Consider the following 19,225-nt stretch of genomic DNA (forward strand, 5'->3'; position numbering starts at 1 on the left):
TCACTCAGCCGGCACGGCGACAACGCCGGGACGAAGTTCGGGAGCGGCCGCCACGCCAGGCTGATCCTTGATATCGACGGGTTTGTCGCCTCTGATCGTGCGCCACACATTGTAGGCCATGATCAGGCCCCCGAGCAGGAAGAGCGCTCCCCCCGTTGCACGGATCACGTAAGGCCAATGAAGGGCCTCGACCGTTTCGATAAACGAATATTTGAGGAAGCCGAGGTGATCGTAGGCGCGCCACATCAATCCCTGCGTGATGCCGGCAACCCACATCGACGAGATGTAGAGAACGATGCCGATCATCGCGAGCCAGAAGTGCCATTCGACTAAACGCATCGAATAAAGACCCTCGCGCTTCCATAGCCAGGGAACCATGCAATAGACAGCACCGAATGAGATCATGCCGACCCATCCAAGCGCGCCTGAATGCACGTGCCCGATGGTCCAATCCGTATAATGAGAAAGCGAGTTCACGGCCTTGATCGACATCAGCGGCCCTTCGAATGTCGACATACCGTAGAACGCGACGGAGACGACGAGAAGCCGGATCACGGCGTCGGTCCTAAGACGATCCCAAGCGCCTGAAAGCGTCATCAGGCCATTGATCATGCCGCCCCATGACGGCATCCACAGCATGATCGAGAACGTCATGCCCAGTGTCTGCGCCCACTCGGGCAGAGCCGTATAGTGAAGATGATGCGGACCGGCCCAGATATAGAGAAAGATCAGCGACCAGAAGTGTACGATCGATAGCCTGTAGGAATAGACAGGCCGCTCGGCGCGCTTCGGAATGAAATAATACATGATGCCGAGGAAGCCCGCCGTCAGCAGGAAGCCGACCGCGTTATGCCCGTACCACCACTGTGTCATTGCGCCTTGAACGCCGGGGAACAGCGGATAGCTTTCTGAGCCCAACAGCGAAACCGGCAGCGATAGATTGTTGACGATATGCAGCATCGCGATCGTCACGATGAAGGCGAGATAGAACCAGTTGGCGACGTAGATGTGAGGTTCTTGGCGCTTTCTGAGCGTGCCGAGAAACACGAGCAAGTACGTGACCCATACGATCGTCAGCCAGATATCGGCATACCATTCGGGTTCCGCGTATTCCTTTCCCTGCGTGATGCCGAGCACATAGCCCGAGGCGGCTATCACGATGAAGAGCTGATATCCCCAAACGACGAACCAGGGCGCCCATCTGCCGGGAAGCCGCGCGCGGCACGTTCTCTGTACGACATAAAGCGATGTTGCGATCAGCGCGTTGCCGCCGAATGCGAAAATGACGGCGGACGTGTGCACAGGTCTAAGCCGACCAAAATTCGTCCAAGGCAGATCGAGATTGAGCGATGGAAAAGCCAGCTGCCATGCAAGGATATCGCCAACGAGAAAGCCTATGACTCCCCAGAACACGCAAGCAATCGTCGCGACACGAATGGGTCCGTCGAAGTAGCCTGATACTTTTTCTTGTCGAGTGGTCGGGTGAGAAAGGATGTAAAGGGCTGCGGCTGCGCTCGCACCTAGAAGAAAAAGCCCATGCAGACGCATACCGCCATCGACACCGGCAATGGCCAAAATCAATCCAACAATCGCAAAGAGCAGAGCCGCTCCAAGAGCCGGCATGTCGTTGACGCTGGATCTTCCGCCCGCCGTGTTCTCCACGGTTATCCTCCCCGCTTCCAGTCCGTTGGACGCGGACGTTATTTTTGACTAGCCTATTTGCTTGATCATTCCTGCGGGACTGAGCCTTGACTTGCGTCAAAGGGGGCGGAGCCCACTGGCGAGCTGCGTCTAAAAACTTCCCTCAGCGCAGCATCAAGCGTCGACCCTTGCGGGGCGGCACTGGCAGCTCGGTCATCGACAAAACGCGGGCCTATGCTTTGCATCACTAGAGATGCTTATCCTGTGAACCTCTGCGCTTGCCACGCTGACGAAGGTAAGTGTCTGCTGGTGAGCCCTCGTCGGACATGTCAGATCGTGACTTCCATAGCGCAAGCACGGTATGCTCCAATGCTTGGAAAAGTTGCGAAGCAGCGTCGCACCACTCACGACCTCGAAAACACTCGATGTCCGCAGTGATGCAAAAAATCGATTGTCGGTGCGCCGGAAAGGCTTCCGCTTTGCCCCCGAAAGCGGAGATCCGTGTTCGTGTGAATGCCCGCCTGGTCGAGCATCAAGTCGATGTCGGCTAATGGGATAAAGCGGCGGTGTCGAGATGCCGTTTCCGCAGGCGAACCTTCGAGTTGAGGAGGTAAGTTCTCATCACGCTCCGGTTTGTGGACTAATTTGTGGATCGGAGCGGAATAACAGGAAATAATATAATGAAATCAAAGGCAATTGGCGGAAGCCCTCTCCACCATAGGAATGTGGACCGAGATTAGGCGGCCTGTACACTAACGTCGGAAAAGCCGAGATCGCAGACATCGAATTGGCTTTCCGCCTTGTCCCTGAATGCCGATAACGAAGTGGCTGGTCTTCTATGCGAAAACCGACTTTGGTAACCAGATGAGATGCGCCCAAGCTAGTAAGCCCCCCTGTAATGTACGGCCCTGCTTATCGCCGCTTCGCGCTGAGGTAGCTCGTGAGCGCCAGCATGATCATAATCTCGACTGTGAAATAACCCGCAAAGAAGCTCGCCATTTCGCCGAAGGCTTCCAAGGGGAGCAATAGCCGACCCAATGTAAGTGCGACGCCGATATTTCGAACTCCGCTTTCGATCACAAGGACATCACGCTCCGCGGCAGTGAGTTGAAATCCCGACATCCAACCGCAGAGCATGGCCCCAAGGATGAACATCGCACCGATCAGGAGACTTGGAGCGAGGACTGCCGATTCTTGTGTTGCTGAAATCGTGAGAATGAGCACCAGAAGAACGAAGGCGAGAGATATTTTGCGAAGTAGCGTACCACTGGTCTCGACTTGGTTCGGACACACCTTTCGGAGCAACATGCCGCCGGCCATCGGCAAGATCATCAACGCGAAGAGCTGGAGAAGAATTGTGGACATCGGCACGGCTCGGATACCAGCGCTTGTTCCGACGAATGTTTGGAGAACTTTCATCCAAACTGGAATTGTAATGAGCGAAAGCACTGTACCGAACGCGGTGATCGATGCTGATAGCGAAACATTCCTGCGTGCGAGATAACAATAGAGATTCGAAATCCCTCCGCCGGGACTGAGCGCAAGCGAAAGCATGCCAAAGGAAATTGCCGGAATGCTTGAATAAGCCGCGGAGATGAGCAGAGCCATCGGCGGCAGAAATGCCAGCTGCCCGATCGCGCCCAAGAGCAGAGCGCGAGGATGCCGGACGGCCGTCGTTATATCGACAGCCATTATCTCGGTGCCTGCTACCAGCATCAGGAACGCAATTGCCGTGGGCACACCGAAATCTGTCAGCAGAGGGAGCATCGGATCTGAATTTTGATGGCGCTATGCCTAACAGCAATTGCAACATTTGAATCATTGTTCGTCTTCGTAGGATTGAAGCACGTCAGCATCGAGAACGCGTACTTTGCGGTAGAAAATCTCTATCGCGCCCTGGTCTGCGAGGTCCGCCAGGCATCTCCGCGATGTTGCGCGCGTCACGCCGATGAGCTCTGCTAGTTCATCCTGAGTGATCTCGACTTCCTGTGTGGTGGTCGCAAGCCGTAGCAATTGTCTGCACATACGTGCCCTGACTGTCAGAGACAGCGCTTCCGATAAATGCACGATCGCCGCTGCAGTGTTGATTGCGCTAAGAAAGTAGAAGCAGCGCCAATGATCGGGAACGTCATTCAAATGTGCCGAGATTGCCGAACTCGGCAGATGGAGAAGCCTGCTCTTCGTGCCGGCCATTAAGGAGATGAGGCGAGATCGTCCCGTGAATTCCGCGTTGTCGCCGACCCAGAAGCCAATTTCGGCGCGGTGGATAACTACTGCCTCCTTCGCAGTGAGCGGAAATGTTACCCGGAGGCTCCCTTCCGCCAATCCATAGATGCCGTCGGATGGATCCCCTGCATGGTAGATGAACTGCCCAGGGTCGTACGTCCGCCATCTCCCGGCGCGCTCGACCCATTCGCAAAACTCCTTAGGCTGAGTGGTGAGCCAGCCAACCGAATCAAGCGGCGCCAATTTCGATAAGGATTGCGATCGACGATGCGTAATGGCCCCTCTCCATTGCAAAGATTTTTATAAAATGCGGTGCGATCCTATGTAACGAGTCCCATTGTTAAAGGGCTAAATGGAGAGTTACCTGCAACGACTGTTATCTTTTGTTTGTTCAATTCGCCCCCCTGTCGGGATGTTGATGACGCGCCGCAAAACAATGCGCTGTGGCAGAATTCCGAGCGCGATATTTCTTCTTAATTGGTTCATTTTATCCAGTTGAGCATTTTTGAATATGTTTTGATCGCGTCGTGTGGGCGGGTGATCGGAGCACAGGCTGATCGCCAGCTTTGGGGGGCTCGAATTGGAGAGCCCGTCGTGAAATTGTTTCAGTACTTTGTCGGCATTGGTCGTCCGGCAAAGCATAATCTGACCGGATGCAAATTTGCGAGCGCGACTTCGAGTTTGGTGAGGTCGCGGTTGAAAAATTTTTATTGTTATGGCCCGAGCGTGACGGTGTGCTCGGACGGCAAGACAAAAGCAAAAAATCTGAACCAGCCGAGCGACGGTGTCTGAGACGCCGCCGCAAATTGTTGTGACATCACGAGGTGCATTATGCGTAAAACGGACGTTCAACCGCTTGATCAATGGGGCTGCTTTGAGCGGCCGCGGGGGTCCAAAAGACTAGTATTTCTTGCGTCTATGATCGTCACAGCGGTGCTTGCTGCGGTGGGATTGATGTCTCCAGCGTCTGCACAAGTTGCCACGCCCAATATTGTCCTGATCCTTTCAGACGACTTTGGCTACGGAGATGGAGGTGCATACGGCGGCGGCGAGAACCGCGGCATGCCGACACCTAGCCTCGACCGCATGGCGGCCGAAGGCATGACATTTCTGTCTTTCTATGCGCAGCCAAGCTGCACGCCTGGCCGTGCCGCGGTCCAGACCGGTCGCATTCCGAACCGTAGCGGCATGACGACGGTGGCGTTTCAGGGCCAGGGCGGGGGTCTTCCGCACGCCGAGTGGACGCTGGCGTCGGTGCTGAAAACCGCCGGCTACAGGACCTTCTTCACCGGTAAATGGCACCTCGGCGAAGCTGATTATGCTCTGCCCAACGCGCAGGGTTACGACGAGATGAAGTATGCGGGCTTATATCATCTCAATGCCTACACCTATGGCGATCCGACGTGGTTTCCGGACATGGACCCGGAGCTGAGAGCGATGTTTGAACGCGTGACAAAGGGGGCGCTGTCGGGGAATGCGGGGGAGCCCGCGAAGGAAGACTTCAAGATCAATGGTCAATACGTAAATACGCCTGTCATCGACGGCAAGGAGGGCGTTGTTGGTATTCCGTTTTTCGATGAATATGTTGAAAAGGCTTCGCTCGATTACCTCGACCGCAACGCTAAATCTAAAGAGCCGTTCTTCATGAGCATCAATTTCATGAAGGTCCATCAACCGAACATGCCGGCTCCAGAATTCGAGCATAAGTCTTTGTCGAAGACGAAATATGCCGACTCGGTCGTAGAGAACGATACCCGCATCGGTCGCATCCTGGACAAGATCCGCTCCCTCGGTCTCGACAAAAATACATATGTGTTCTGGACGACGGACAACGGCGCCTGGCAAGACGTCTATCCCGACGCCGGATACACCCCGTTCCGAGGCACGAAAGGAACTGTTCGCGAGGGCGGCAATCGTGTTCCATCACTTGCGTGGGGGCCCGGGATCAAAGCGGGTTCGAAGAATTCCGATATTGTCGGCGGCTTGGATTATATGGCGACATTCGCCCATCTCGCCGGCATCGCGAAACTTCCCGACAAAGATCGCGAAGGCCAGCCGATTATCTTCGACAGTTACGATATGTCGCCGATCCTCTTCGGGACAGGCAAGTCGGAGCGCAAGTCCTGGTTCTATTTCACTGAGAATGAACTGACGCCAGGTGCAGTCCGCTTTGGCCATTACAAGGCCGTCTTCAACCTGCGTGGCGATGACGGCGCAACAACCGGTGGTCTTGCAGTCGATTCGAATCTCGGCTGGAAGGGCGCCGAAAAATACGTCGCCATCGTACCGCAAGTGTTCGACATCTGGCAGGATCCGCAAGAGCGTTATGATGTCTTCATGAACAACTACACCGAACATACCTGGGTCATGGTGAGCATAGGTGAAGAAATTCAGAATCTGATGAAGACTTATCTTCAATATCCGCCGCGTAAAATGCAGAGCGAAGGCTATACCGGTCCACTCACTCTCTCGAACTACGAAAAATTCCAGTGGGTAAGAGAAGAACTCAAAAAGGACGGTATCAGCATTTCCATGCCGACGGGCAACTAACGCTGAAAGCCAATCGATGGGTGCGCTTCGGATCCCGTCGACTTGAGCCAGAGCGCAGCGAGGAGAAGTTGGAGAGGGTGGTTCACCCCGACTTCTGTGCACCCCCGTGTAACCTCCTGCGTTCTGGCTCATCCATCACGAGCAGGTAGATTTGGAAAACATGCGATGCGTCTCGCGTTCTATGCTTTGCTCTGTGCGTTTTTGTCGATCCGACCGAGTTTTGCGGATGATGCACTGCCATCTTGGAACGACGGGCCGACGAAGCAGGCGATTGTTTCATTCGTACAGCGCGTAACAACCAAGAGCTCACCCGATTACGTGCCTCCGCCCGAGCGGATTGCGACCTTCGATAACGACGGGACGCTGTGGGCCGAGCAACCGATGTACGTTCAGCTTGCCTTCGCTCTGGACCGCGTCAAGGCCTTGGCTCCCCAGCATCACGAGTGGAATGACCAGGAGCCCTTCGCTTCGCTTCTGAACGGCAATTTAAAAAGCGTGATCGCGGGCGGCGAACACGCGATCGCTGAGATCGTGATGGCAACGCACGCCGGCATGACATCGAATGAATTCGAAAAGATCGTAACCGATTGGATTACGACGGCGCGTCATCCAAAGACGGGCAGACTCTACACAGAAATGGTCTACCAGCCGATGCTTGAATTGCTCGCATATCTTCGCGCCAATGATTTCAAGACATTTATTGTTTCAGGCGGCGGTATCGAGTTCATGCGGCCCTGGACAGAAAAGATCTATGGTATTCCCCCCGAGCAAGTCATCGGCTCGAGCATCAAATTGAAATTCGAGATCCAGAACGGAAAGCCGGCTCTTGTACGACTGGCCGATATTGATTTCATCGACGACGGGGTGGGAAAACCCGTTGGCATCCAGAAGCACATCGGCAGGCGCCCGATTGCGGCGTTCGGCAACTCCGATGGCGACCTTGAAATGCTGCAATGGACAACCAGCGAGCAAGGCGCGCGTTTTGGGTTGATCGTCCACCACACCGACGCCGTACGTGAATGGGCCTATGACCACAATTCTTCATTTGGTCACCTCGAAAAAGCGCTCGATATGGCGACATCACAGGGGTGGATCGTAATAGATATGAAAAACGATTGGAAAACAATTTATCCGCAGGATTAGCACGCCAAAATGAGTGAAAGATGAGAGTCGTATATTCGCTTTTCCTGCTTCTACTCCTCATCGCATTCCCGTCGAGTGCGCTACGAGCCGATGAGCAAAAGTTCTCGAAGCAACAGCTCGATCAGATGCTGGCGCCGATTGCGCTGTATCCCGACGACCTGCTGTCAAATGTTTTGATGGCGGCGACGTATCCGCTCGACGTCGTTGAAGCTGAGCGCTGGCGGAGCGCCCCTGCCAATTCAAAACTGCAAGGCGACGCTCTCGTTGACGCGCTCAAAAGCGAAGATTGGGACCCGAGCATCAAGGCGCTCGTGCAGTTTCCAGATGTCTTGAAAATGATGAGCGACCAGCTTGACTGGACAAAGAAGCTTGGCAACGCGTTTCTCGCACAACAAAATGAGGTTATGGACGAAGTGCAGCTGCTTCGCCAGAAGGCCGACTCGAGCGGGCATCTCAAAAGCAATTCGCAGCAGACGGTGACCCAGGATGATGGCGCGTATGTCATTCGGCCTGCGGATCCAGACACCGTGTACGTGCCGGTTTATGAGCCGTCGGTCGTTTACGGGTCCTGGTGGTATCCGGATTACCCACCCTACTATTGGGGGTATCCGGGCGCGACCTTCATCAATGGTTACTTTTGGGGAGCGACGGGCGTCGCCATCGCGGGCGGCATTTGGGGCTGGAACCGTTGGGACTGGCACAATCACCGCATCGACGTCGATGTGAACCGCTGGAACCACATCGACGTCAACCGCCGCAACATCAACAACAACGTCTGGAAGCACGATCCCAATCATGGAAGGCGTTCCGGCCACGACAAGACCATCGACCGCGCGCGCATTGACGATCGGCTGAAGAATTCCGATCACAAGGCGCTCGACAACAAATTTACGCCTGGGAACAAGCCGCGCCCTGCCGATCGCCCGCTCGACAAGGGAAAGATCGGTTCTGGTAACGTCGGCAAAGACAGGGTCGGCAAGGCGAAAGTCGGAAAACCCAAGGCTGCTCCGCGCCGCACGTCAGGTCAGAAGAAAGTAGCAAAACCCGGGAAGAAGCCAGCGGCTCGCGCTCATCGCGGTGGCGGCGGCAGAGGACGCAAACGACGTCGTTGACGGCTTCGCCGTGTGTAGAAGAACCTGTTGAGGTCGACTATGGCGCTCGACTATTTTGCATTAGTGATGCTGATCGTCATCATCGCTGTCGTCGTTTATGGCGTGGTTGCGGTCTATGGCGTTCCATACCAGATTGCCAAGGCGCGCCATCATCCTCATCAGGACGCTATTCGGGCTGCTACCTGGGCGAGTCTGTTCACGCTTGGCGCGCTTTGGCCCTTTCTGTGGATCTGGGCCCTGATGTATGACCCGGAGCGCGGCTGGGGCAACACGGTAGGCCTGGCTTCGGATGAGACATCGAAGGCCATGGCGAGGCTTGATGCGCGCATATCGGCTCTCGAAAAAACGCGGCAGGAGGGTTGATGGCTCTCCTGCTCCTTCTTGCGTACGCCGCAATTTGCATCATCGTATTCAAGCTGCTTCGCGTTCGCGTCAACGAATGGACGGTTACCACCGCATGCCTCGGAGGCGCGGTCGTCGTCGGCGGCATCCTGCTCGGCATGAACTACAACCACCCGTTCACGACGGACGGTCGCTTGTATTTCTATACGACGCCGATTATTCCGACCGTCAAAGGGCACGTGATCGATGTCGCGGTTCAGCCGAACGTTCCGTTGAAGCAAGGCGATCTTTTGTTTCGTATCGATCCGCGACCGTATCAGTATGCCGTCGACCAGAAGAAAGCGCTGCTCGCCGAGGCCGAGCAAAACGTCAAGCAGCTTAAGGCATCCTTGGATCAGGCGACGGCGGGCGTTGAAAAAGCCCAGGCGCAACTGGCGCTCTCCCAGGAAACCTACAATCGCCAAGCCGATCTTCTGAGCAAGGAGGTTGTATCGCAGGCGGCCGTAGATAAGGCGACGCGCAACCTCGAGGCCGCACGGCAGACGCTTGTCGAAAGCCAGGCCGCCGCAGAGCGTGCGCGCTTGGCATTCAGTTCGGAGATTGGCGGCGTCAACACGACGGTCGCGAGCCTGCAAGCCGACCTGGCGAATGCAGAGTTCAATCTGTCCGAAACGAATGTCGTCGCTCCGACCGACGGGTATGTGACACAACTCATGCTGAAGCCCGGCATGACAGCGAGCCCTTTGACGCCGACGATGGTGTTCATCCACGCCGATAGGAACTCGCTAATGGCATCGTTTCCGCAAAACGCTTTGCAGCGTGTCGAACCGAACGATGAGGCAGAGGTCGCGTTCGATGGCATACCCGGCCAGGTTTTCCGCGCGAAGGTGTTGGTCGTGCTTGATGCGATTTCGCAAGGCCAGCTGGAGCCGACAGGAGCGCTCCTCAACCCGCAGGACCGGAGCGGCGAGCGTGGTCGGGCCGTCGTGAGATTTAAAGTGTTGGACGATCTTTCGGCTTTTCAGTTGCCCGCCGGGTCCACCGCGCAGATCGCAGTCTACACAGATCATTTAGCGACGTTTGCTATCATCCGGCGCGTTCTCCTGCGGATGAAGGCGTGGTTGAATTACGTGGTATAGTTGTCGGAGGATTCGGTTGCGCTGATACATTCCATCATCGAGGCTATGCGACGACCCCTGTCCGCGCACAAATGGATAAGTCGCATAAGCGGCTCAAGCTTGGCATTTCTGACAGCCGTCGCAATTCTTGCTACCGGGAACGGCCGCGCCGAGGAGCAGCGACAGCAGCCGGCAAAAGCGGCTGTGGCGGAATTTGTCGGCTCAACGGAGTGCGCGAGCTGCCATAAGGCGGAGCATTCCGACTGGATGTCGTCGCAACATCATGCTGCGATGCAGCTTGCGAACGAGGCGGCCGTCCTCGGCAACTTTGCCAATGCGAAGTTCGCCAAAGACGGAAGCGACACTACATTCTTCAAAAAGGGAAATACATATTGGGTTCGGACCGAAGGGCCCGATGAAAAACCCGGAGAATTCGAAATTCGCTACACCTTCGGCGTCTACCCTCTGCAGCAATACCTGGTCGAACTTCCCAAAGGGCGCCTGCAAGCGTTCGGCATCGCGTGGGACACGCGCCCGAAAGAGGCTGGCGGTCAACGCTGGTATGATCTTTATCCGGACCGCAAGCTCAAGGCCGGCAATCCCCTGCACTGGACCGGCATTGACCAGAACTGGAATTATCAATGCGCTTGGTGTCACTCGACGAACCTGCAGAAGAATTACGATCGCTCTACAGGCGCATTTAAGACGACGTGGTCCGAGATCAGTGTCGGTTGCGAGGCCTGCCACGGGCCGGCGTCGAAGCATCTCGAATGGGCAAAATCCGGCGCCGGCGCCTCCTACGATCACGCAGGCTTCGCGTTCAGTCTCGATGAGCGAAAAGGCGTTGGCTGGCCCGTGGATTCAACCGGCCAGGCGCATCGCTCGCAGCCGTTGAAGTCGCAAAAGGAAATAGCTGTCTGCGCCACGTGTCATTCTCGCCGCGAGCAATTTTCTTCGCTCCCGGAGGATATCGGACGGCTTTTCGACGCCTTCCGACCAACTTCTCTCGAAGCTGGGTTATATTTTGCTGACGGACAGCAGCACGACGAAGTTTATACTTACGCCTCGTTTCTGCAGAGCCGCATGCACGCAGCAGGCGTCACGTGCGCCGACTGCCATAATCCGCATTCTGGAAAAGTGCGCTTAGGGGGAAATGCGCTCTGCGGCCAGTGCCACGCGCCGGAACGTTTCGATGTGCCCGCGCACCACCATCACCTCGCTGGCGCGAGCGGATCGAAATGTGCGTCGTGCCATATGCCGACAACGACCTATATGGGTGTCGACGCCCGCCACGATCATTCGATACGCATTCCCCGTCCCGATCGCAGGATCGGCCTTGGGACGCCGAACGCATGCAGTCAATGTCACACCGACAAATCCGCGGCCTGGGCGCGCGATGCGATCAAGGTGTGGTATCCGACCGCGAACCCTGGAGCCCAGACTTTCGCTGAGGCGCTGGCGCTAGGTAATCAAGGCGCGCCTGGCGCCCAGGTCGCGCTTCAGGATATCGCAACATCGCAAATTGCCTCTCCAATCGCCAAGGCGAGCGCTCTCGAGCGATTGAGCCGTTTTCCTTCGTCTTCCGCCATCGAGGTCGCAAGCCAAGCGTTAAAGAGCGACGATCCGATGGTGCGATCCGCCGCCGTCGCCGTTGTCGCTACGACGGACGATGCGACGAAAGTTCGACTGCTTGTTCCGCTGCTGAAGGATCCGACTAAGATGGTTCGGATGGATGCAGCAAGTGCTTTGGCGGGGAGGCCCGCAAGCACATTGGATCCGGCCGATCGTCCGACATTCGAAAAAGCCCTCCAAGACTACGTCGACGCTCAAATGTTCAACGCGGAACGTCCGGAAGCCTCACTCAACCTTGGAAATCTTTACAGGACACAAGGCAAAATCGATGAGGCCCGCCAAGCCTACGAACATGCCATTGTCATTGGCCCCTCATTCGTCGCGGCCGCCGTTTCTCTGGCCGACTTGATGCGATCTTCGAACGATGAGCAAAGCGCCGAAGCCTTGTTGCGACGGACACTGGACGCAAACCCCAACTCCGGACCGGTTGAGCATGCACTCGGACTCAGTCTCGTTCGCCAACACCGCGCGAACGACGCGATCATTTATCTTTCGAAAGCTGCGACCGATGCCCCTGACGATTCGCAGTACAGTTATGTGTTCGCTGTCGCGCTTCACGATACGGGAAAACCCGCCGACGCTATCGAGACTTTGAAAGCAGCACTCTCCCGCCATCCATACGACCGGAATCTCTTGTTGACCTTGGCGGCCTATGAGTATGAGCGCGGCAACAAAGCCGACACGGTGAAATATTTGACACTCCTTCGCCAACTCGAGCCGGAACGCAACGATATCGCGCAAATGCTTAATTCAATCTCTCGATAAGCGAACGGCACAGGAATGCGCGGGGAGCATTGGACATGATCGTGCAAAACTTACTCCGGACCAAGGTCGTGCCGATCTATCGTCGAAAGGGACGTGCGCAATCTCAGCATCAAGGTTGATGTGCGATATAGATCGATATGACAGTGCCAATCGGACAGAGCGCGGGGAATACTCAGGCCACATCAAACGCGTTTTTGTGAGGCGTGGCCGTCGATGTCCAAAGATCATTCGAAAGCGGTCGTGGCTGTATGGCGCGGCTGATTACTGTCAACGAACCGCAAGAGTCCACAATTGGGACCGACGGTCGATTGACCCTCAGCTGTTCGCATTCTGACTCAATGGTTTGAAAGCAGCCATCTGCCTACCCGCGCTTCCGGCCAGAAGCAGACAAAAAAGGACTTCATCTTCTGTCGAGCGGGAATTCAGAAATGCAGGGTTGATCCTATGACTGGTCCCTGTTGAAGAACATCGTACTTGTAGAGCGTACCGCCAGAACCTTGCGAGTAGTCCACCGACAACGCGCGATAGCCGACGTAGCCATCAAGCACATAGCCGCTCAGGAGGCACATCTGCCAATTGTATGTTGCCAAAACCTGCCAAGAAAAGTCGCTGCCGACGCCGAAGCCGCCGAAGTCCGCACGCACAACGAGTTCGTCGCCGGATGCGAGTTTGTTGCGCAGCCGCGCGCCGACAAACGGATCAACCCAATCGACCGCGCCTGACCGCTCTGTCTCCCGCACAAATGGGTCGAGCACGAGCGACCCCGTGAGGTCAGCCTCCTGGTGCCAATATCTGCCACCTGCCAAGAGATCGAAAGCGGACGATCCCGATACGACAGGATTTCTCCCGCGCCAAACTTCATATGCGCCGCCGAATTCGACTGTCACCTGCGTATAATCGGCTGAAACATCGGCCTGCAGCGGGCCGCCACGTCGCCCATTGAACCCCTTCGAGCCGTCGACCGATGCGTAAACGACGTCGTTGAAAAGGCCGATCGGTCCGTTCCGTGCCTCCGCGTAGCTCATCCAAGCGGGCAGCGTCGACCAATCAAGATGTCCCAAAATATCGGATGGATCGGCAGCTACATTGAAATTTTTGCCCTTAACCGTCGTGCTTCCCGACATCCATGGTATCCAGCCGTAAGTGGTGAATGTCAGAGACCACTGTGGATCGATAGGGGGCTTCGGTGAGGATCCGAAATCCGCTGCGGATGCGCTGACCGGGCTAAGTGCCATTGCGAAGAACAGGACCGCGCCGTGACTGCATTTCATTTTTGCCCCACGGAAAGATAGGAATTTTGATTAACTGAGTATACTCCGCTTACGGTTCAATGACTGTGATGCTTTTGCTGCAACCCGCAGTATGCCTGCGATCTGCATGCATTAAAGAACTGGAATGCGATCTGAAATCCACACACGGCGGCCGCTAGGCACTCCTGCCAAGGGATTTCAGGCCCGGTGGCCGTCCGTGAACGCGCATCTCGGTCAACCTTTTTCACTGGCGAAATTTCCAACTCGCATCGAGAATTGATAGTGCCAAAAGTAGACATGCGGCCATCATCTTAAGCCGTTCCTTCCTGGAAGTGCTTCAAAGCTTGGGCAACGACAGCTCAGGATGCGGTCGGCCCTAAAATGTGGTTCGACGGCTGTCGATGGCGAAGACAGCCGGACGCCCAAGATTCGTTATTCTCGCCCAGGGGTACCTCTGCCCGGACACGCGTTGAAATGTGATCAAGAGGCGGCGCCAAGCAGAAGGGGGGGAAATGCTTAGCGCCTCCTCGAGGCTCGCACGGGGGGATCAGCGGAGCACCTTTTTTGCAAGGGCGAGATATTCTATGCGAGGTATCCACTACTGACTAAGCCGGATTTTATTATCTCAATTGCGGTACGTGTGCCGGTCTCAATTTACTGCAAACATTCTCGCACGAATTGAATCCGCCCGAGTGGTTCGAGCTTTTTTGCGTCGGCTTGCTTTCGGCACTCTTTTAATTTGTCGACCTTCTCTTCCAATCGCTGGACCAAGGTCAAATCCTCCGAGACTGGTCCGTCTGCGGAAGCTTGCATGGCAGCCTCGAACTTTTTGATGTCGTCGGGGGACAGATGCGGTCGATCCACATTGATCGTCAACTTGTTGAGTTTGGCAGTCAGCGGAAACGGCGGCTTGTAATCGGCGTCGTTTACTCCGGTCAGGGTATCTGAGCCGATATCGAAGCTCTCGTCCCATTGAAGGATCATCGGCAAAGTTCTCTCCATTGTCTGGCTGGCGACAACGTTGCCGTCAACCTTCAGAACGCCGGTGCCGGAGCGGCCTACGCCGGAGAAATTGTTGAATGCCAGCGTACCAGGACCCAACCCATCGTATTTGAAGTCGAACTCGATCACATGTCTGCCTGGCGTGAGCGGATTAGGGCCTTCCCATTTCAGGCGTTTGAGGTCGACGAGATTCCACAACCAAACCGGTTTGCCGCCGAGCAGATAGAAGCCGTAACCGCCGAAACGGCCACCGGAGGTTAGAATCATACCTTCGGCGCCGTCTTGCGGAACGTCGATGTCGGCAGTCACCGTGTAGGATGTATTGAGCAACAGCGGAGAATCGCCCTGAGGCAGGCCGGTCATCGGTCGCGTGTAAACAAATTCGGTGCGCCCAGCCGTGATATTCGGACGGGGCGCAACAATGCGCGCGGCCACCGAGGCGTCGAGCGGGAAGACTTGGTATTTCTTTGCTTCCGCGACAAACTTCTCACGCATCTGTGCGACTTTCACAGGGTGTTTTGCAGCGATGTCGTCAGCCTGGTTGAAGTCCTTATGTAGATCATAGAGCTGGAACACTTGGTTATTCAGTGGATCGGGGTTGGCAGGGCCAAAGGCCTCCCAAGGTGCTCGGTTGACTTTGGTGCTGAGCAGCCAGCCATCATCGTAGAGCGCCCACTGCCCCATCATCTCGAAGTACTGCGTCTTGTGTCGCGACGGCGCGTTCGCGTTCTTGGCATCAAAAGTGTAGAGGAAGCTTGTTCCTTCAATCGGCTTTTGCTTGATGCCGTCAACCGTTTCGGGTGCGCGGATGCCGGCAGCCTCAAGAATTGTAGGCACGACGTCTATGACATGCATGAATTGCTCACGCAGTCCCCCCTTGTCCTTTATGCGCGCCGGCCACGACACCACCATGTTTTGATTGATGCCGCCAAGTCTCGAAGCATTCTGCTTGAACCAGTCGAACGGCGTGTCAAAGGCCCAAGACCATCCGGCCGACATGTGATTATACGTCTGCTCGGTGCCCCAGACATCATAGAACTTCATTTGTTCTTCAGCAGGGATTTTGTTGAGGCCGTTGAAGAAGGCGACCTCGTTGGGTGTTCCCAATGGTCCACCTTCGGCGCTCGTACCGTTATCCCCGTTGATATAGATGATGAGTGTGTTGTCGAGTTTACCGAGATCATCGAATGCCTGCACCACCCGACCAATCTCATGATCGTTGTAGGCTGCATAGGCGGCAAAGACTTCGACCTGGCGTATGAAGAGTTTCTTTTCGACGTCACTAAGCTCGTCCCACGGCTTCAAGACGTTAGTCGGCCACGGCGTCAGTTGAGCATCTTTCGGAACCAACCTGAGCCTCTTCTGATTTTCGAAGATGCGATCGCGCAGCTTGTTGTAGCCGTCATCGAACAGGTGCATCTCATGAATCTTGTCCACCCACTCCTTCGTCGGATGATGCGGTGCGTGGGTGGCGCCGGGCGCGTACTTGATGAATATCGGCTTGGAGGGATCGGTCTGGTGAATTCGTGTCATGTAGTCGATGGCATCGTCCGCCATGCCCGTAATCAGATTCCAGCCGGGATTTCCTTCAAATGGATAAATCTGCGTGGTGTTGCGGAATAGGTTCGGCTGCCACTGGTTGGCGTCTCCGCCGACGAAGCCATAAAAGTATTCAAAGCCAAGGCCGGTCGGCCATTGGTCGAACGGCCCAACCTGACTGGCTTCGAAGGCGGGCGTATTGTGGTCCTTGCCGAACCATGCCGTGGCGTATCCATTGTCGAGCAGAATGCGCCCGATGGTCGCCGAATCCTTACCTATGATGCTGTTGTAGCCAGGAAAACCTGTCGACTGTTCGGATATGACGCCGAAACCTGCCGAGTGATGATTGCGCCCAGTGATGAGGGCGGCGCGCGTCGGTGAACACAGCGCGGTGGAGAAGATCCGATCATAACGAAGGCCCTCTTGTGCAATGCGGTCCATCGTAGGGGTCGGAATGACGCCACCAAAAGTGCTCGGCACCCCGAAGCCGGCGTCGTCTGTGATAATCAGCAGGACGTTCGGCGCGTTCTTCGGAGGTACGATGCGAGGTGCCCACCACGGCGTCGATTGCAGAGCATCATCCTTGATGACGCCGCCAAATCGAGGGTCCGGTGACGGGAGCCGTTTACCATCGATCGTAGTCGTCGCGTCGGGCGATCCGGGTACGCCAGTGGTCCCTTGGGACATTGCAGCGGTAGGCCCGACCATAAGCCCGCAAGTGACGGCAGCGAATACCCAACTACGCTTCATAACTGCGTCTCCGCGCTGGAATTCACGCTTCAGGTTGTGGTCCTCGTGAGCTATGTATCATGAACTTTGCGCGTTCGACCTTGCAGATTCGGCCATTTCATCATGAAGCAATCTCATGCCCGGCGCGGCGCGAAAACCGTAAGACGCCAGAAGGTTGTGACTGCCAGCCGTTCCCCTAAGCCTCGTACAACCAGCGACTTGGCCATGAGCAATCTCGGTGAAGTTCGCGTTGGACCGATCATGGCTATTCCGACGGTATTGCGGGAGTTCGGCGTAAAGCCGCAACGCGCATTCTCTGTCGCGGGCATTGATCCACGGATCTTTCAGAATCCGGATAACCGCATTCCACTTGATGAGGTAGGCCGCCTCCTGGAGGTCTGCATAGAACTCACCGGTTGCGGCCACTTTGGTGTTCTAGTTGGCGAGCGTTTTGATCTTCGATCATTCGGTGCCTTGGGCTGCCTTCTTCGCAACTCCGCCTCAGTCGGCGATGCGCTTCGCAGTCTCGTGCTTCATCTACACATGCACGATAGAGGTGCGGCGCCGGTACTATTGGCACCCCATCCGTCGAAAATTATTCTCGGATATTCGGTCTACCGCAGCGAGACGCCGGCGATCCCGCAAATATACGATGCTGCAATTGCTATCGCTTACAAAATACTTCAGGAACTTTGCGGTCCCGCGTGGAAACCGCAAACTGTCCAATTCTCGTATCGCAGGCCGAGCAATATAGAGCCTTACCGGCGCATTTTTCAGTCGCCCGTCCGCTTTGGCGCCGAAGTGTCAGGAATTGTCTTTCCTGCCTTTTACCTTCAGCGCCCCATCTCGGATGCCGACCCAAGTCTGCATGATATCCTCGTGGCGGCTATGGAGAATGCCGCAAACGGTCGACTGAGTTTGAGTGAGAAGGTGCAAGAGGTGCTTCCTCAAATGGTGCTTGGGGGCACTTCTGCAGCCAATGTTGTTGCACGTCTTTTTGACATGCCCGAACGGACGCTTCGAAGGCGTCTGGCAAAGGAAGGGAAGAACCTGCAACACCTTGTCCAGCAGGCCCGTTTCGAACTTGCGCAACAGATGCTGAAGAATACCGAACGTCCAGTGACAGGCATTGCAGCCTCTCTGCGCTATGAGGATGCGAACGCCTTTTCCCGTGCTTTTCGGAAATGGGCCGGTGTCAGCCCCCAACAATGGCGACTAGCCGCGTGCCCTCCTTAACCAAGAAAAGACAAGCCTGGCTTGATCGGCAGAACGGCCCGAAAAGTGTCTTCCGCTACACCCTCCGTGGACGGCGCGGTGGAACATGGACCTTGGCGCCTGCGTTGCCATCGAAGTCGACGAATCCAGAAATACCGATCCAGCAAGGTGTTGGGGCGGCACATCAACTTTCTGCTTGATGCTACTCCCGCGCTCGGAATATGGCGCTGCTTGCCAGAAAACAGAGCAGGGTATCCTCCGCCATGACGCGACGCTTCGTGCCTGCACACTTTCGTCTTGCTATCCGCCGGTCGTTCAGCGGCAGAGGTCTTTTCGCTGACGAACGCATACCTGCAGGATCATGCGTCATCGAATATCTCGGACGCCCTGCCACCGCCAAACAGATGAAAGAGAATCGCGGAAAGTACCTTTTCTGGACGAGCGAGAGGAGCATGATCGACGGGAACATACCGGCGAATACAGCTCGCTTTATCAACCACTCCTGCGCGCCGAATTGTGAGGTCGATATCCACAAGCGTCGCGTGTATGTCTTTGCCCTCCGCGACATCGCGCCCGGCGAAGAGCTTTCCTACGATTACGGCGAGGAATATTTCGAGATGCATTTGGCAGGAAGCTGCCGCTGCACCAAGTGCTCCCGATTATGAATTTCTGCAAACCGCGCCACCTGCGAATGGCGAGGGCTTCACTAATTCCACTATGCGCCGATCCTTGCCATAAGGCCTTTCGATCCGCCAGTCGGCGGGGTCGTGCCTGCTGTACGCGCGGTACCGCCATGATGTCATGCAGGGCATCTAGCGGCCGATGGCACGCAGGTTTTACGGCCTTCGCGCATTAAAGAAGTGACGCGCCGATTGAACGCGCCTGCGCGGGCGGGAAGAGGTTCGCTATTTTGCCACAATTTTGGACTTTACAGTCCAATCTAAAAAATGAGCATGCGTCT

At 55.9% G+C, this 19,225-nt stretch carries 13 protein-coding genes; 8 read left to right on the plus strand and 5 right to left on the minus strand.

The features are described 5' to 3' along the window. The 3 genes from ccoN to HYP802_RS0111180 all read right to left on the minus strand — a co-directional run bounded on the left by ccoN (nt 1) and on the right by HYP802_RS0111180 (nt 4,110). Complete coding sequence (gene ccoN / locus HYP802_RS0111170; RefSeq protein ID WP_050976869.1) at nt 1-1,623, minus strand: cytochrome-c oxidase, cbb3-type subunit I; 1,623 nt, start codon at nt 1,621-1,623, stop codon at nt 1-3. A gap of 930 nt (nt 1,624-2,553) precedes the next feature. Further along, nucleotides 2,554-3,408 (minus strand): bile acid:sodium symporter, encoded by an 855-nt coding sequence (locus tag HYP802_RS0111175; RefSeq protein ID WP_013947359.1) that lies wholly within the window; start codon nt 3,406-3,408, stop codon nt 2,554-2,556. A gap of 51 nt (nt 3,409-3,459) precedes the next feature. Continuing rightward, complete coding sequence (locus tag HYP802_RS0111180) at nt 3,460-4,110, minus strand: Crp/Fnr family transcriptional regulator (protein WP_013947360.1); 651 nt, start codon at nt 4,108-4,110, stop codon at nt 3,460-3,462. 711 nt (nt 4,111-4,821) lie between these two features. Between HYP802_RS0111180 and HYP802_RS0111190 the strand changes: the two genes are divergently transcribed. From HYP802_RS0111190 to HYP802_RS0111215, 6 genes are all read left to right on the plus strand, one after another. Further along, nucleotides 4,822-6,417, plus strand: coding sequence for an arylsulfatase (locus HYP802_RS0111190; RefSeq protein WP_035576123.1), 1,596 nt, complete (start codon nt 4,822-4,824; stop codon nt 6,415-6,417). Nucleotides 6,418-6,459: 42 nt separating this feature from the next. Further along, a complete protein-coding gene (locus HYP802_RS0111195) occupies nt 6,460-7,560 on the plus strand; it encodes an HAD family hydrolase (protein ID WP_244421000.1) in 1,101 nt (366 codons plus the stop codon). Nucleotides 7,561-7,580: 20 nt separating this feature from the next. Then, the gene (locus HYP802_RS0111200) at nt 7,581-8,672 is read left to right on the plus strand and encodes a DUF3300 domain-containing protein (protein WP_013947364.1); all 1,092 of its coding nucleotides are present in this window, start codon (nt 7,581-7,583) and stop codon (nt 8,670-8,672) included. 39 nt (nt 8,673-8,711) lie between these two features. Then, nucleotides 8,712-9,035 carry a DUF3302 domain-containing protein gene (locus tag HYP802_RS0111205; RefSeq protein ID WP_013947365.1) on the plus strand — a complete coding sequence of 108 codons (324 nt, stop codon included), beginning with the start codon at nt 8,712-8,714 and terminating at the stop codon, nt 9,033-9,035. After that, entirely contained in the window at nt 9,035-10,153 is a 1,119-nt protein-coding gene (locus HYP802_RS0111210) for an HlyD family secretion protein (RefSeq protein WP_013947366.1), read from the plus strand. The genes HYP802_RS0111205 and HYP802_RS0111210 overlap by 1 nt, the downstream gene beginning before the upstream one ends. Nucleotides 10,154-10,252: 99 nt before the next feature. Further along, the gene (locus HYP802_RS0111215) at nt 10,253-12,529 is read left to right on the plus strand and encodes a tetratricopeptide repeat protein (protein WP_013947368.1); all 2,277 of its coding nucleotides are present in this window, start codon (nt 10,253-10,255) and stop codon (nt 12,527-12,529) included. A 422-nt stretch (nt 12,530-12,951) separates the two neighbouring features. On the opposite strand, the gene HYP802_RS22905 is transcribed toward HYP802_RS0111215, so the two are convergent. Continuing rightward, complete coding sequence (locus HYP802_RS22905) at nt 12,952-13,653, minus strand: hypothetical protein (protein WP_024275737.1); 702 nt, start codon at nt 13,651-13,653, stop codon at nt 12,952-12,954. Between the two features lie 780 nt (nt 13,654-14,433). Then, nucleotides 14,434-17,070, minus strand: coding sequence for an arylsulfatase (locus HYP802_RS0111225; protein WP_029670931.1), 2,637 nt, complete (start codon nt 17,068-17,070; stop codon nt 14,434-14,436). A 204-nt stretch (nt 17,071-17,274) separates the two neighbouring features. On the opposite strand from HYP802_RS0111225, the gene HYP802_RS0111230 reads away from it, so the two are divergent. Together HYP802_RS0111230 and HYP802_RS0111235 are read left to right on the plus strand one after the other, a co-directional pair. Further along, a complete protein-coding gene (locus HYP802_RS0111230; RefSeq protein WP_029670932.1) occupies nt 17,275-18,285 on the plus strand; it encodes an AraC family transcriptional regulator in 1,011 nt (336 codons plus the stop codon). A gap of 200 nt (nt 18,286-18,485) precedes the next feature. Continuing rightward, complete coding sequence (locus tag HYP802_RS0111235; RefSeq protein ID WP_245261490.1) at nt 18,486-18,929, plus strand: SET domain-containing protein-lysine N-methyltransferase; 444 nt, start codon at nt 18,486-18,488, stop codon at nt 18,927-18,929. Nucleotides 18,930-19,225 lie beyond the last annotated feature (296 nt).

It is taken from the genome of Hyphomicrobium sp. 802, assembly GCF_000526135.1.
Classification (GTDB): Bacteria; Pseudomonadota; Alphaproteobacteria; order Rhizobiales; family Hyphomicrobiaceae; genus Hyphomicrobium_B.